Annotated in this window: 15 protein-coding genes; 5 read left to right on the top strand and 10 right to left on the bottom strand. The window is 67.0% G+C overall.

Annotation, left to right across the window (positions count from 1 at the left end; genetic code table 11):
• Positions 1-66: 66 nt before the first annotated feature.
• Entirely contained in the window at positions 67-2,157 is a 2,091-nt protein-coding gene (gene flhA, locus Q8K49_RS09890; RefSeq protein WP_370867766.1) for a flagellar biosynthesis protein FlhA, read from the bottom strand.
• A gap of 73 nt (positions 2,158-2,230) precedes the next feature.
• Between flhA and Q8K49_RS09895 the strand changes: the two genes are divergently transcribed.
• On the top strand, positions 2,231-2,428 hold the full coding sequence (locus tag Q8K49_RS09895) for a type II toxin-antitoxin system HicA family toxin (RefSeq protein WP_305305691.1): 198 nt from the start codon (positions 2,231-2,233) through the stop codon (positions 2,426-2,428).
• 15 nt (positions 2,429-2,443) lie between these two features.
• On the top strand, positions 2,444-2,842 hold the full coding sequence (locus Q8K49_RS09900; protein ID WP_305305692.1) for a type II toxin-antitoxin system HicB family antitoxin: 399 nt from the start codon (positions 2,444-2,446) through the stop codon (positions 2,840-2,842).
• 4 nt (positions 2,843-2,846) lie between these two features.
• Here Q8K49_RS09900 and bla read toward each other — a convergent pair whose 3' ends face one another.
• The 9 genes from bla to fliQ all read right to left on the bottom strand — a co-directional run bounded on the left by bla (position 2,847) and on the right by fliQ (position 11,101).
• Positions 2,847-3,674: a class A beta-lactamase gene (gene bla / locus Q8K49_RS09905; protein WP_305305693.1), complete on the bottom strand. Its 828-nt coding sequence runs from the start codon at positions 3,672-3,674 to the stop codon at positions 2,847-2,849.
• A gap of 98 nt (positions 3,675-3,772) precedes the next feature.
• On the bottom strand, positions 3,773-5,167 hold the full coding sequence (locus Q8K49_RS09910) for a sigma-54-dependent Fis family transcriptional regulator (RefSeq protein ID WP_305305695.1): 1,395 nt from the start codon (positions 5,165-5,167) through the stop codon (positions 3,773-3,775).
• Between the two features lie 41 nt (positions 5,168-5,208).
• Entirely contained in the window at positions 5,209-5,541 is a 333-nt protein-coding gene (fliN, locus tag Q8K49_RS09915) for a flagellar motor switch protein FliN (protein ID WP_305305697.1), read from the bottom strand.
• On the bottom strand, positions 5,541-6,212 hold the full coding sequence (locus tag Q8K49_RS09920; protein WP_305305699.1) for a flagellar assembly protein FlbE: 672 nt from the start codon (positions 6,210-6,212) through the stop codon (positions 5,541-5,543). The genes fliN and Q8K49_RS09920 overlap by 1 nt, the downstream gene beginning before the upstream one ends.
• 1 nt (position 6,213) lies before the next feature.
• Positions 6,214-7,248, bottom strand: coding sequence for a flagellar motor switch protein FliG (gene fliG, locus Q8K49_RS09925; RefSeq protein ID WP_305305701.1), 1,035 nt, complete (start codon positions 7,246-7,248; stop codon positions 6,214-6,216).
• Positions 7,248-8,888 (bottom strand): flagellar basal-body MS-ring/collar protein FliF, encoded by a 1,641-nt coding sequence (fliF, locus tag Q8K49_RS09930; RefSeq protein ID WP_305305702.1) that lies wholly within the window; start codon positions 8,886-8,888, stop codon positions 7,248-7,250. The genes fliG and fliF overlap by 1 nt, the downstream gene beginning before the upstream one ends.
• A gap of 95 nt (positions 8,889-8,983) precedes the next feature.
• Positions 8,984-10,054: a flagellar biosynthesis protein FlhB gene (flhB, locus tag Q8K49_RS09935; RefSeq protein WP_305305703.1), complete on the bottom strand. Its 1,071-nt coding sequence runs from the start codon at positions 10,052-10,054 to the stop codon at positions 8,984-8,986.
• The gene (gene fliR / locus Q8K49_RS09940) at positions 10,047-10,817 is read right to left on the bottom strand and encodes a flagellar biosynthetic protein FliR (RefSeq protein WP_305305705.1); all 771 of its coding nucleotides are present in this window, start codon (positions 10,815-10,817) and stop codon (positions 10,047-10,049) included. Before fliR ends, flhB begins: the two co-directional genes overlap by 8 nt.
• Positions 10,818-10,837: 20 nt before the next feature.
• Positions 10,838-11,101: a flagellar biosynthesis protein FliQ gene (fliQ, locus tag Q8K49_RS09945; RefSeq protein WP_305305707.1), complete on the bottom strand. Its 264-nt coding sequence runs from the start codon at positions 11,099-11,101 to the stop codon at positions 10,838-10,840.
• Positions 11,102-11,240: 139 nt separating this feature from the next.
• On the opposite strand from fliQ, the gene folE reads away from it, so the two are divergent.
• From folE to Q8K49_RS09960, 3 genes are read left to right on the top strand one after another with little or no spacing between them, the layout of a single operon-like run.
• Positions 11,241-11,927, top strand: a complete 687-nt coding sequence (gene folE / locus Q8K49_RS09950) for a GTP cyclohydrolase I FolE (protein WP_305305709.1) — start codon at positions 11,241-11,243, stop codon at positions 11,925-11,927.
• A gap of 37 nt (positions 11,928-11,964) precedes the next feature.
• Positions 11,965-12,666: a hypothetical protein gene (locus Q8K49_RS09955; protein WP_305305710.1), complete on the top strand. Its 702-nt coding sequence runs from the start codon at positions 11,965-11,967 to the stop codon at positions 12,664-12,666.
• Positions 12,667-12,725: 59 nt separating this feature from the next.
• Positions 12,726-13,877 (top strand): acyltransferase, encoded by a 1,152-nt coding sequence (locus Q8K49_RS09960; protein WP_305305712.1) that lies wholly within the window; start codon positions 12,726-12,728, stop codon positions 13,875-13,877.
• Positions 13,878-13,897: the final 20 nt, after the last annotated feature.

Raw genomic sequence — 13,897 nt, forward strand, 5'->3', positions numbered from 1 at the left:
CGCGGCCCCCCTCCACCGCTTCGCGGTCCCCCTCCCCATTCGCAAGCGGCGAACGGGGAGGAGACTTTACACCGTCCCTATTGTCCGCAGGCGGGCCCTCGGGTGGACCTCGTTCTGGCTCATCACCACGGTCTGGCCGCGGAAGCGTTCGATGATTGAGCGGACGTAGGGGCGGATCTGCGGGCCGGTGAGAAGCACCGCCGTCTCACCCGCCATGGCCGCGCGCTCGAAGACGTCGCGGACGGCGCGGATGAAATCCTGCAGCCGTGACGGGGCCATGGCCAGCTGGCGCTCCTCGCCCTGACCCACCAGAGCGTCGGCGAAGGCGGCTTCCCATTCCGGCGACAGGGTGACGATGGGCAGGGCCCCGTCGTCACCCTTGTGCTGCCAGCAAAGCTGCCGGGCCAGACGACCGCGCACATGTTCGACCAGGGTGGTTACCGAACTGGTGTGTGGCGCGGCCTCGGCAAGGCCCTCGAGAATGGCGGCCAGATCGCGGATCGAGACCTTCTCCCGCAACAGGGTCTGGAGGACGCGCTGCAGCGTGGTGACGGTGACGACCGAGGGGATCAGTTCGTCGACCAGCTTCTTTTCTTCGGTCCCCAGTTCCTTGAGCAGCTTCTGCACTTCGGCGTAGGAGAGCAGATCGGCCATGTTCTCCTTGAGGATTTCGGTGAGGTGAGTGGTCAGCACCGTCGATGGGTCGACGATGGTGTAGCCGCGGAAAGTCGCCTCCTCGCGCAGGCTTTCGTCGATCCAGGTGGCGGGCAGGCCGAAGGCGGGCTCCTTGGTGTGCTCGCCGGGCAGTTCGACCTGCCGCCCGGCCGGGTCCATGGCCATCAGGCAGCCGAGCCGAACCTCGCCCTGGCCGGCCTCCATCTCCTTGATGCGGATGGCGTAGCCCTGGGTCCCCAGGCGCATGTTGTCGAGGATGCGCACCGACGGCATGACGAAGCCGTACTCCTGGGCCAGCGAGCGGCGCAGGGCGCGGACCTGATCGGTCAGGCGGCGGCCCTCAAGATCGTTGATCAGGGACAACAGGGAGTAACCGAGCTCGATCTTGACCTCGTCGATGGTCAGGGCCGTGCCGATGGGTTCCTCGACATCCTCCTTGGGGCCGGCGGCGGTGGCGGCCATCTCTGCCTCGGTGGGCTTGGGCTTGAGCCGCAGACGACCGAGCCTCCAGGCCATGAAACCCGCGCCGATGGCCAGGGCCGCGAACGGAATCAACGGCATGCCGGGGATCAGGCCGATCAGGCCGGCGGCGGCGGAGACGACGCCGAGGCTGACGGGATTGGTGGCCAGCTGGGCGACCAGGGCCTTGTCGGCCGTACCCTCGACGCCCGCCTTGGAGACCAGGAAGCCGGCGGCGATGGAGATGATGATGGCCGGCACCTGGGTCACCAGACCGTCGCCGATGGTCAGGGCGACGTAGGAATTGGCCGCATCGCCGATGCTCATGCCGTGCTGGAGGGTGCCGATCAGGATGCCGCCGATGGCGTTGATGAAGACGATGATCAGGCCGGCCACGGCGTCGCCGCGCACGAATTTCGAGGCGCCGTCCATGGCCCCGAAGAAGGTCGATTCCTGTTCCAGCTCCTTGCGGCGGCGTTTGGCGGTTTCCTCGTCGATCAGGCCGGACGACAGATCGGCGTCGATGGCCATCTGCTTGCCCGGCATGGAGTCCAGGGTGAAGCGGGCCGAGACCTCGGCGATGCGGGTCGAGCCCTTGGTGATGACGACGAAATTCACCACCAGGATGATGGCGAAGATGATGATGCCGATGATGAAGCTGCCGCCCATCATCAGGGCGCCGAAGGCCTCGATGACCTGACCGGCGCCGCCCGTGCCCTCGTGACCATGGCTGAGCACCAGCCGCGTCGAGGCGAGGTTCAGACCCAGCCGGAACAGGGTGGTGACCAGCAACACGGTCGGGAAGATGGCGAAGTCCAGCGGCCGCTTCATCATCACCGCGGTCATCAGGATCAGCACGCTGGAGACGAGCGACAGCGCCAGCAGCACGTCCATCAGGAAGGCCGGGATCGGCAGGATCAGCAGCAGGATGACGCCGATGACGCCAATGGCCATGGCCACCTCGCCCCGCGCGACCCAGCCCACCATGTCGCGCCCGCTGGGGCGGGCCATGCCGTCGCGCATCATGGTCAAGGCGGGGATGTCAGTCATGCAATCTTACATTGTTTAATGTAACGCGTTTTGCTAGAACAACGACATGGTCTCCAGTCGGGAAATCCTGAAGGCTTTGCAAGCGGACGGCTGGCGCGTTATTCGCCAGAGCGGAAGCCACGCGCAGTTGAAGCATTCGAACCGCCTCGGTACCGTGACCGTTCCCCACCCGCGCCGCGACATGCCCATCGGGACGCTCAGAAGCATCGAGCGCCAGAGCGGCATGACCTTCGGACGAAAATAGGCTAGGATGGAGCCCATGCGCACATATACTTATGCGGGGATCGCCGAGCGCGGGGGGTCGGGCGACTACGGACTCTATTTTCCCGATCTGCCCGGCTGTGTCACGGTCGCCGACACTCTCGGGGATTTGGACGGCTCCGCGCGCGAGGCCTTGACGCTTCACCTTGAGGGGATGCTGGCCGGGGGCGAAGTCCTGCCGCTGCCTACCGCGCCCGAGGCTCTGCCGCATGACCCCGACGTGGCCGAGGCCGGGGTCATGCTGATCACCGTTCATGTCGGCGATCGACCGTCCCCGACGATCATCGACCTGCCGACTGCATTGCTCGACCGCCTCGACGAGGCGGCCCAGGCGCGCGGCGTCACGCGGGCAGCAATCCTGCGCGAAAGCGCGGAAGCCTTCCTCAAGGCCAGTTGAAGACTCACCCACGACCCAGCCTTTCCAAGGCCATTCGAGTCGCATCGGCGATGACAGCGTCGCGACGAGCCGCCGAAAGCGATGCGGGCGCGTCATAGTAGATGGCGATGTGAATCGGGTCGCCCGATGGCGGCTGGATGACGCCGACGTCATTGGTCTGCCCCGTGCCGCCGGTGCCGGTCTTATGGGCCACGATCCAGCCGGCAGGAACGCCGCCCTTGATCCGGTCCGCGCCGGTCGGGCTGTCGATCATCCAGCGGCGCAGGCGCGCCATCATCTCGGTCTGCAGTCGTGGGCGGATGGTGCCGGAGCCGGAGCCGGAGCCGAACACGGCGATCAGGTTTGAGACAGCCTGTGACGGTGTGATCGTGTCCTTGTCGCCGTCTCTGCGGTTCATCATCGGCTCAAGCCGGTCGACAGTCGTGCTCAGGTCGCCGATCGAACGGTACCAGGCGCGCAGGGCGTCAAGGCCGCCGAGTTCCCGGATCAGAATGTTGGCGGCGGGGTTGTCGCTGACCTCCACCATGCCCTTGCACAGGGCCTCAATCGTCAGGGTCGAGCCGACGGCGGGCTCGGTGATCGGTGCGTGAGAGACCATGTCGGCGGCGGTGATCGGGATCGCTCGGTGCAGTTGCTCCTCGCTGCGCTGAATGCGTTCGAGCGTGGCGGTCGCGAGGAACATCTTGAAGGTCGAGCAGTAGTTGAAGCGTTCTCGGGGACGCCACGACACCATGTTCCAGTCCTGCGCCGCGAGGCCGATACGGCCGCCGTTAGCGGCTTCCAGCGCGGTCAGGTCCAGGTCCCATGCGCCGCGCGTGGGACGGATATCCATCTGTGACGTCGGTGACGACGGCGCGCGATCGCACCCCGCCACGCCGAGAGCGCCGAGGCCGGTCAGGACGGTTCTGCGGTCCGCGCGCCGGGTCATGATCAGGCGGCCGCGTAGCCGACCGCGGCCACTCCGCTCAGCGGGGCGATGATCTGCGTCCCCTCGTCGGCGTATTCGTTCAGCTTGTTGCGCAGGGTACGGATCGAGATGCCGAGGATGTTGGCCGCATGGGTGCGATTGCCGAGACAGTGCGACAGGGTATCGAGGATCAGGGTCTTCTCCATCTGCGCCACCGTCTGACCGACGTGAGCGCGGGTGATGGCGTCGGCGGTCTGGGCGGCCCGGGCGGCCGGGCTGTCATGGCCGGCAGCGCCGTGGACGCCGGCGCTGAGCGGCTGGCCGTCCGGCAGGCGGATGGCCTCGACGTCGATCTCGGGCCCGACCGCCAGCAGCACCGCGCGGTGCATGGCGTTTTCCAGCTCGCGGACGTTGCCGTTCCAGCGGTGCGAGACCAGGGCGCGGCGGGCCTCGGCCGAGATCGGGCGCACCGGCACGCCGTTGGCGGCGGCGTACTTCTTGACGAAATGATCGGCCAGCACCGAGATGTCGCCCGGCCGCTCGCGCAGGGCCGGCAGGCGCAGGTTCACCACATTCAGGCGGTAGAGCAGGTCCTCGCGGAACGTGCCTTCGGCCACCGACTTGGCGAGATCGCGGTTGGACGTGGCGATGATGCGGATGTTGACCGGTACGGGCTTGGTCCCGCCGACGCGGTCGATGACGCGCTCCTGGATGGCGCGCAGCAGCTTGGCCTGAAGGCGGACGTCCATCTCGGAGATTTCGTCCAGCAGCAGGGTGCCGCCGTCGGCTTCCTCGAACTTGCCGATGCGGCGGGCCATGGCGCCGGTGAACGAGCCCTTCTCGTGGCCGAACAGTTCAGATTCCAGCAGATTGTCGGGAATGGCGGCGCAGTTGACGCTGATGAAGGGCCGGTCGGCGCGTTTCGAACCGTTGTGGAGGTAACGGGCCATCACTTCCTTGCCGACGCCGCTTTCGCCGGTGATCAGGATCGAGGCTTCCGAACGGGCCACCTGGTCGGCCAGCATGATGACCGCCTTCATCGACGGATCGGCTGAGATCAGCGGGCGGTCGTCGTCGGCCACGGCGGACAGGACCGCGGCGATCAGATCGGCCTCGGGCGGCAAGGGAATGAACTCCTTGGCCCCGGCGCGGATGGCGGCGGCCGCATCGCTGGCGTCGGCGTCGACGCCGCAAGCCACCACCGGCACATGGATCCGTTCGGCCTCATTGGCCGCGATCAGGCCGGCGATGTCGATGCGATAGTCGACCATCAGCAGGTCGGCGCCCTGCCCTCGACGAAGTTGTTCCGTCGCCTGATCGCCGCGCTCGACGTGACTGACCTTGGCGCCGTGCGCCATGGCCATCTTCACCGCCGTCGCCAGCTGTCCGCTGAGCCTGCCAACCACCAGAAGCCGCATGGGTCTTCTCCTCTAATCTCTACGCACGAAACCGGCCCCGATCAGGAGCCGGAGTCCTCGGTCTTGATGATTTCCGTCATGGTCACGCCCAGCCGGTCCTCGACGACGACGACCTCGCCGCGGGCGACCAGCCGGTTGTTGACGAAGATGTCGATGGCCTCGCCGACCTTGCGGTCCAGCTCCAGCACACTGCCGCGGTTCAGCTTGAGAAGCTGGGCCACGGACATGTGGGCCTTGCCCAGCACGGCCGAAATGTTCACCGGCACGTCGAAGACCGGAGTCAGGTCGTGGGCCGTCTTGTCGGTCGCGTCGTCATTGACGGTGATAGCGTGGGAGTCCGGAAACTCCTCCAGGGCCATGGTGTCGGACGCCATTAGGGCCTCCCTTCCATCGAAGTTTCGGGGGTGAGGTTTTCGGCATGCCCGGCCTCGGCGGCCAGGGCGGAGTTCAGGGCTTCGCTCATGCGGGCGAAGGCCTCGGCGGGATCGAAGGCGGCGCGCCCGTCGGCCCATTCCAGCTGGAAGGCGGCGGGCGCCATGCCCGGCTCGGTGCGGAAGGCGACGATGCCCGAGAAGCCGGCGTCCGCGCACAGCTGCTGGACCCGCGCATGGGTCGCCTCATCGAGGTCGCCGGTGCGGATGACCAGACGCGGCGAGGCGTCAATCTCCTGCCCCAAGGCTTCCAGCGCGGCCTGCAAGGGCGCTTCGGGGTAGCGGTCGAGCGCGGAGGCGGACACCACGCGGGCGGCGGTCAGGGCCAGTTCGGCGGCCTGCTGACGATGCAGCTGTGCGACCTGGGCCAGGGCGGGAGCGGCGGAGGTCAGGGCCTGGCCGATGGCGGACAGGGCCATGGTCTGGATGCTCTCGACCTCGGACAGCGCCTCGTTGCGTGCTTCCAGCCGGGCCTGCGCGACCAGGGCGTCGACCTCGGCCGGACCATAGGCGCGCTTGATCGGGCGGAAGGCGGCGGCGGCGTTCACGACCACGCCCGCGGCGTCGAATTCCGTGTCGAAGGAGAAGGGGGTGCTGAGGGGCAGATGGGTCATGTCAGTAGATCAACTCGTCATCGCCGCCCTGGCCGACCAACATGATCTCGCCCTTGGCGGCGAGATCCTTGGCGACCTGGACCATGGCCATCTGGGCCTGATCGACGTCCTTGAGGCGGACCGGACCCATGGAGTCCATGTCCTCGCGCATGATCTTGGCGGCGCGTTCGGACATGTTGGAGAAGAACAGTTCGCGCAGGGATTCCGACGAGCCCTTCAGCGCCAGACCAAGGGAATCCTTCTCGACCGCGCGCAGCAGGGTCTGGATGCCGCCCGGGTCCAGCTTGGCCAGGTCCTCGAACACGAACATCAGGGCGCGGATACGCTCGGCCGCCTCGCGGTTGCGCTCTTCCAGCGCGCCGATGAAGCGGGCCTCGGTCTGGCGGTCGAAGCTGTTGAAGATGTCGGCCATCATCTCGTGGCTGTCGCGCTTGGAGGTGCGGGCCAGGTTCGACATGAATTCGGTGCGCAGGGTTTGTTCGATCTTGTCGAGGATTTCGCGCTGCACCGGCTCCATCCGCAACATGCGCTGGACGCATTCGAGGGCGAAGTCTTCGGGCAGGGCGGTCAGGACGCGGGCGGCGTGATCCGGCTTCACCTTGGACAGGACCACGGCGACGGTCTGGGGGTATTCGTTCTTCAGATAGTTGGCGAGAACGGCCTCGTTCACATTGCCGAGCTTGTCCCACATGGTGCGGCCGGCCGGGCCGCGTATCTCCTCCATCAGGCCTTCGACGCGGTCGCTGGGCATGAAGGAGGCAAGCAGACGCTGGGTCTGTTCAAAGCTGCCCATGACCGCGCCGGAGCCGCTCATGCCGGAGACGAATTCGACCAGCAATTCCTCGACGACGTTGGCGGCGACGGTGCCCAGCGAGGCCATCGCCTGGGAGATTTCCTTGATCTCTTCCTCATCCAGGCTCTGCCACAGACGTGTGTGGTCCTCGCCCAGCGACAACAGAACGACCGCCGCCTTCTCAGGCCCCGTCAGCTTCCTGGCGTCCTCGATAGCCGGCTTCTTGTTGACAGCGCGCGACATCAGCCCTCGTGCACCCAGCTGCGCAGGATGGTGGCGGATTCATCGGGGTGCTTCTCGACGAAGTCCGCCACCTTCTTGACCGAGGAAGCCTTCACCTGACCTTCGATACGGGCGATGTCGAGCCGTTGATCCATCTCCGACGGACCGGCCAGCTGGGGCATCACGCCGCCGGCGCCGCCCATGATGGTGGTCTGCAGCGAAGTCACTCCGCCACCGCCAGCGCCCGCTCCGGCCAGTTGCAACGGACCACCGCCCCCGCCGCCGGCCGATTTCAGCAGCGGACGCAGGACGAAGAAGATCAACAGCAGGCCGGTGATCAGTAGCACCAGCAACTCCACGCCGCGCATGATGTCGTTTTTGGTGAAGTTGAAGAGCGACGAGGCCGCCTCCTCGCCTCCGACTACGGCCAGGTCGCGGTTGAAGCGGACGTTCAGCACCTCGATCTTGTCGCCCCGGGTCGCATCGATGCCGACGGCGGCGGCGACAAGGGCCTTGATCTGCTCGATCTCGGCCGGTGTGCGAGCGGCGTAGGTCGGGGCGCCGCCGCCCGCCGCGGGCGTCCATTTGCCGTCCACGGCGACCGATACGGCCAGCCGCTTGATCTCGCCGGCCTCCTTGACCGTCGTCGTGGTGGTGTTGGAGATTTCGTAGTTGGTGGTTTCGGTGTTGGCGGTGTCGCGCGACCCCGCGGTTCCCGTCGCCGGGACCTCGCCACCGGGAATGTTATTCGTCGCCGTGACCCCGCCGTCGGACGTGGGCGCCGTATCGCTGGATTCCGTACCGTTGGTCGAGGTTGAGCGCACCACCTGCCCGTCCGGATCATACCGCTGCTCCTGGGTGGTGGAGCGGCTGTGGTCGATGTCGGCGGTCACCTGAACGCGCGCGCCGCCGACGCCGACGACGCCTTCGACGATGTCCATGATCCGGGCCTGCAGCTGGGCCTCGGTGGAATCCCGCGCATCCTGGGCCGAGGCGGCGCTGAAGCCTTCGGAGTCCGAGCCGGCCGCAAGGGTGCGGTTGGATGTGTCGGTCAGGGTGACCTTCTCAGGCTTCAGATTAGGGACCGACGAGGCGATGACGTTGCGGATGGCCTGGACCTGGGCCCCCGACAGCTGACCCCCGGTGACCCCGACGACGACCGAGGCGGTGGGTTCGGCGGCGTCGGACTGGAACAGTTCGCGGCGCGGCAGGGCGATCATGACGCGGGCGGAGTTGATGCCGCGCATGGTCAGGATGGTGCGGGCCAACTCGCCCTCGAGGGCGCGCTTCTCATTGAGGTTCTGCTGGAACTCGGTCTGGCCCAGCACAGACTGGTTGTCGAAGATCTCGTATCCGACAGAGCCGGAGGTCACGAGACCCTTGCCGGCGACCAGCATGCGCGCCTCGCCCACCTCGTCGCGGCTGACGAAGATGGTCGAGCCGTCGCCCCTGGAGGAATATTTGATGCCGGCGCTGTCCAGCGCCGTGGTGACCTCGGAGGCCTCCTGCAGGTCGAGGTTGGAATACAGCAGGGCGTCAGGGGCCTGGCCGATGCGTAGCATGACCGCGACCAGCACGGCCGCGACGCCGGCGGCGACGCCCAGCACCACGGTCAGCCGACCGATCCCGAATCTCTGCAACGCCGCCGTGAAGCCGCCCACGCGTCCCGCCCCGAATACTCACGGGTCATTACAGACGCCCGCCAGGCAGAAAATGCCGGGCGCGTGGTAAATGCGGGGTTAAGACCCTTGGACGATCAGTGCTTTTTGCGCTTCTGCATGACGAAGCCGATGACCTTGGCGGCCGCCTCGAAATGTTCGCGGGGGATGGTCTCGTCGATATCGACGGCGGCGTAGAGGGCGCGGGCCAGGGGCACGTTCTCGACGATCGGGACATTGTGTTCGCGCCCAACCTCCCGGATGCGCAGGGCCAGGGCGTCGACGCCCTTGGCCACGCAGACCGGGGCCGCATCGCCGGTCTCGTAGCGCAGGGCGACGGAATAGTGGGTCGGGTTGGTGACGATGACGGTGGCCTTGGGCACGTTCTGCATCATGCGCTGTCGGCTGCGCTGGGCCCGGATCTGCCGGAGCTTGGCCTTGACGTGCGGATCACCCTCGGACTGTTTGTAGTCTTCCTTCAGCTCTTCCTTGGACATCTTCATCCGCTCGGCGAAGCGATATTTCTGCCAGAGGAAATCGGCCCCGGCGGTAAAGCCGAGGAAGACGATGGTCGAGGTCATCAGAGCGAGGGCCAGGTCGCGCGCCATCGGCAGGATCAGCGCCGGCGGCATGGCGGCCATGTTCTCGAGCTCGCGCAGGTGCGGCTTCAGCACCAGCCAGCAGATGAAGCCGACGGCCAGAAGCTTGAGAAAGGTCTTGATGAACTGGACCAGCCCGTCGGGTCCGAAAATCCGTTGGAAGCCCTTGAGCGGATTCACCTTTGACCAGTCGGGTTTCAGCTTGTCGGCGGTGAAGATCAGGCCGGACTGGGCGACATTGCCGCCGACGCCGCCGATGATGGTGGCCAGCATGACCACGCCGAGGAAGGGCGCGACGGCCCACAGGGCGATGGCGCCGATCTCGACCCCGGCTCCGGCGTCGAGGCCGCCGAGCATCGTGTGTGGGGCGGCGATGAACGGCAACAACTGCTCGGCCATCGAGGTGGCGAACCAGCCGCCGGACATCAGCACCACCGTGGCGGCCCCCGCCAGGGACAGCGCCGCGGCCACGTCCGGAGACTTGGCGACGTCGCCCTTCTTGCGTGCGTCCGCAAGTTTTCGCGGTGTCGCCTCTTCTGTCTTCGACTCGGGATCAGCGCCTTCAGCCACCGGCGTCTCCCGCGAAGATCCGGGCCAGGGCGCGGTAACGGTCGATGAAGACCGTGCCGACCACGCCCAGGCTGAGGGCGAAGACCGACAGGCCCAGCAGGATGCTGAGCGGGGCGGCGGCGAAGAAGACCTGGAACTGCGGCATGACCCGGCCAACGAGGCCCGAGGCGAGGTTGAAGATCAGGGCGAAGACCAGCAGGGGCGCGGACAGCTGGACGCCGAGCATGAAGGCGTCGCCGAGGGTGCGGATGGCCAGCTCGGCGAAGTCGCCGGTGACCAGGGGCGCCGCGGGACTGATCAGCTCATAGGAGCCGACGAGACCGGCAATGAACAGATGGTGGGTGTTGGTGGCGAAGATCAGAGTGGTGCCGAGCAGCATCAGAAATGCGGAGATGGTCGAGCCGGGCTGGGCCTGGAGTGGATTGGTGGTCTGGGCGAAGGCCAGGGTGGTCTGCAGGGCGACGATCTCGCCCGCCGTGGCGAGGGCGGTGAGGAAGGATCGCAGCAGGGCGCCGATCATCAGGCCGACGATGACCTCGCGGATGATCCACCCCGCCATGCCGCCGACCGTCGCGGGCAGGCCCGGCAGGGCGCCGGCGATCACCGGCCACAGGGCCAGGCTGACGACCAGGGCGAAGGCCAGGCGGATGCGCGGCGGCACATAGCTTTCGCCGACGCCCGGCAGCATCAGGAGGACGGCGCCAATCCGCGAGAAGATCAGCGCGCCCTGCCAGATCTGGTCCGATGTCGCGTAGGGCTCCACCTAGACACATTCCATCGGGATCACATGCCGGCGATGCGGGCCGCGATCGTCCGCATGAAGCCGCCCAGCAGCGCTCCCATCAGCGGCAGGAACAGCAGCAGGCTGACGAAGATGGCGAGGATCTTGGGGGCGTAGATCAGGGTCTGTTCCTGGATCTGGGTCAGGGCCTGAAACAGGCCGATGACCACGCCGACGACCAGGCCGACCAGCAGAACAGGCGCACACAGCTGGATCGTCAGCCACAGGGCGTCGCGCCCCACATCCATCACTTCCGCCCCGTTCATTGAAATCACGCTCCACCGAATACCGGGCAGAAAATGCCGGGAGCGTGGTTAACGGGGAGTTAGGACGCGCGAAGCCCTTGCCCGGATGCGGCGGGCGCCCCAGCTAGAACCCAGCCGCCCGAAACCTGCAGGATCCGCCATGACCGACCCCCGTCACATCCATGGCGAAGACTGCGACGGGAGCTGGCGGGAACGCGAGGCGCTGGCGCGGGCGGCAGGAACGCCTTTGCCGCGACGGGGCGGACAACGGCCGGTCAGCGACCTGCCCGGGGAGGACGAGGTGCGGGCCGCGGTGCGGACCCTGATCCGCTGGACCGGCGACGACCCCGACCGCGAAGGGTTGCTGGACACGCCCGACCGGGTCGCGCGCAGTTATCGCGAGATGTTCGCCGGCTATGACGTCGATCCTCGTGAGTATCTGGAGCGAACCTTCGAGGAGGTCGGGGGCTATGACGAACTGGTCGTGCTCAAGGACATCCGTTTCGTCAGTGTGTGCGAACACCACATGCTGCCGGTGATCGGCCGGGCCCATGTCGCCTATCTGCCGACTGATCGGGTCGTGGGCATATCAAAGCTCGCCCGGGTGGTTCGGGGCTACGCCCGGCGGCTGCAGATCCAGGAGAAGATGACCGCCGAGATCGCCCGGGCGGTCCAGGAGGTGCTGAAACCGCAGGGCGTCGGCGTGGTGATCGAGGCCGAGCACAGTTGCATGACCCTGCGCGGGGTCAATGCGCCCGGGACCAGCCTGATCACCAGCCACCTGATCGGCGTGGTGCGCGACGACGCGCGGACGCGGGAAGAGTTCCTGCGGCTGGTGCGGGGATGACGCGCCTGTCCGTGCTTGGCTCGGGCAGGAGGGCGACATGGGCCGGCTGATCGAGGAACTGGACTATCGCGCCACCGCCATGGGGCCGCTGATCCTTCGGCGGCGCTGGGTGGCGGCGATCGACGCCGATGTGATCGAGGTCATCCTCGGCGACGAGCATCTGATGTCCAGCCTGTTCACGGTCGGCGAGACCGAACTGGCCGTCCGAGGTCTGGCGGCGGCGAAGGGCGCCTCGCTGCGGGTTCTCGTGGGCGGTCTCGGGCTGGGCTACACAGCCCGCGCGGCGCTGGCCGACGATCGGGTCACATCCGTGGATGTGGTCGACGCCCTCGCCCCGGTGATCGAATGGCACGAGGCCGGACTGGTGCCGCTCGGCGAAAGCCTTGGGCAGGAACCGCGCTGCCATCTCAAGCTGGGCGACTTCTTCGGCTGGTTCGATACGTCCCGGGCCCCGGCGGACCGCTACGACGTCGTCCTGCTCGACATCGACCATTCGCCCCGCAACCTGCTCCACCCCGATCACGCGCGCTTCTATGCGGAAGAGGGGTTGCGGAGCCTGCGCGCCGGGATCGCCGGGGGCGGCGTCTTCGCCCTGTGGTCGGACGAGGGGCCGGACGCAGATTTCATCGCGGTGCTCGAGGCCGTCTTCGCCAATGTCAGCGCCGAGGTCGTCGCCTTCGACAACCCCCTGACCGGCGGGGTCTCCACCTGCACCGTCTACGTCTGCGACCGGGTCTGAAGACGCCGCGCTGACACGGCCCGGTCCTTGCGGAATTCGCCTCAGAAGAGGTGTTTTCCATGGCCTGGACCGCGATTTCGACCCGAAATGAAACAGCGCCCATCGTGCGCGGCGGGTGGCTGGACGCCCTGCGTTTCATTGTGGCCGCGCTGATCATCCTGCATCACTTCCAGGGCGCGGGTCCAATCGCCCTGGCCGAGGGGCTGCATCCGGTATTCGAGCGGGGCGGCTTCCTGCTCACCAACTTCTTCCTCATCGACAGCGGCTATGTGCTGATGCGGGTCTATGGCGGCTCGCTGGCTGAGGGCCGGATGTCGGCCGGCGACTTCTTCGCCAAACGGTTCCTGCGGGTCTGGCCCGCGCACATCATCATGGGTTTGAGCCTGGTCGCCCTTGTCGTCGGGGGGACGGCGATCGGTGTCGGACCGCGGGCCCCGGAGTGGTTCGCCTGGGACCAGCTGCCGGCGCAACTGGGGCTGGTGCAGGCCTACGGGATTCACGGCGGATACGGCTGGAACGCCCCGAGCTGGTCGATCTCGGCCCTGATCGGCTGCTATCTGGCCTTTCCGTGGATCCTGAAGGCGTTGGTGCGGTTGGGACCGTGGAGCGTGCTGGCGCTGGGCGTCGGCCTGTATCTGGTCGCCAACCAGCTGACCTGGAGCCTGCTGGGTTATCCCGTCTATCAGATGCCGATGGGCTTCGGCTTCATCCGCGCCCTGCCGCTGTTCCTCCTGGGCATGGCCCTGGCGTGGTTCGCGCAGAAGGTCTGGATCGCGCCGAAGCTGGCCGGCTGGGCCGGGATCGGCGCCGCCCTGATGCTGGCCTTCGTGCAGTATTTCGACAAACACGCCCTGATCTCGCTGGCCTGTATCTCGACCATCATCCTGGCGGCCGGCGCGGTGCCCACGCCGCGGCCCTCGAAATGGGTGGAGAAGGCGGCGCAGGTCTCGTTCTCGATGTTCATCACCAATGAGGTGATCCGCATCGCCTGGTTCGGCGTGGTCAATGTCCTGATCGCCAAATTCGCACTGCCCATCGCCGCCCAGTGGGCGCTGTGGGGGATGGGCTTACTGGCGGCCTTCGCCTTCGCCTTCCTGTTCCATGTGCTGATCGACACGCCGATACAGAACCGCATCCGCGTCTGGCTCAAGGGGCGGTCGCGCCCGCGCCGGACGATCGTGACCCAGCCGGTGGCGTCGCTGGAGGGCTGAAGCCCCGGATCTCCCGATCA

Origin of the sequence: Brevundimonas sp., from assembly GCF_030682035.1 — a bacterium.
Lineage (GTDB): Bacteria > Pseudomonadota > Alphaproteobacteria > Caulobacterales > Caulobacteraceae > Brevundimonas.

What these genes read in the sequence shown, in the direction of transcription:
- flhA (WP_370867766.1), bottom strand. Translation starts at nt 2,157, where the DNA reads ATGCGCGACGGCATGGCCCGCCCCAGCGGGCGCGACATGGTGGGCTGG.
- Q8K49_RS09895 (WP_305305691.1), top strand. Translation starts at nt 2,231, where the DNA reads ATGGTCTCCAGTCGGGAAATCCTGAAGGCTTTGCAAGCGGACGGCTGG.
- bla (WP_305305693.1), bottom strand. Translation starts at nt 3,674, where the DNA reads ATGGATATCCGTCCCACGCGCGGCGCATGGGACCTGGACCTGACCGCG.
- Q8K49_RS09900 (WP_305305692.1), top strand. Translation starts at nt 2,444, where the DNA reads ATGCGCACATATACTTATGCGGGGATCGCCGAGCGCGGGGGGTCGGGC.
- fliN (WP_305305697.1), bottom strand. Translation starts at nt 5,541, where the DNA reads ATGGCGTCCGACACCATGGCCCTGGAGGAGTTTCCGGACTCCCACGCT.
- Q8K49_RS09960 (WP_305305712.1), top strand. Translation starts at nt 12,726, where the DNA reads ATGGCCTGGACCGCGATTTCGACCCGAAATGAAACAGCGCCCATCGTG.
- fliG (WP_305305701.1), bottom strand. Translation starts at nt 7,248, where the DNA reads ATGTCGCGCGCTGTCAACAAGAAGCCGGCTATCGAGGACGCCAGGAAG.
- folE (WP_305305709.1), top strand. Translation starts at nt 11,241, where the DNA reads ATGACCGACCCCCGTCACATCCATGGCGAAGACTGCGACGGGAGCTGG.
- Q8K49_RS09910 (WP_305305695.1), bottom strand. Translation starts at nt 5,167, where the DNA reads ATGCGGCTTCTGGTGGTTGGCAGGCTCAGCGGACAGCTGGCGACGGCG.
- fliQ (WP_305305707.1), bottom strand. Translation starts at nt 11,101, where the DNA reads ATGAACGGGGCGGAAGTGATGGATGTGGGGCGCGACGCCCTGTGGCTG.
- Q8K49_RS09955 (WP_305305710.1), top strand. Translation starts at nt 11,965, where the DNA reads ATGGGCCGGCTGATCGAGGAACTGGACTATCGCGCCACCGCCATGGGG.
- Q8K49_RS09920 (WP_305305699.1), bottom strand. Translation starts at nt 6,212, where the DNA reads ATGACCCATCTGCCCCTCAGCACCCCCTTCTCCTTCGACACGGAATTC.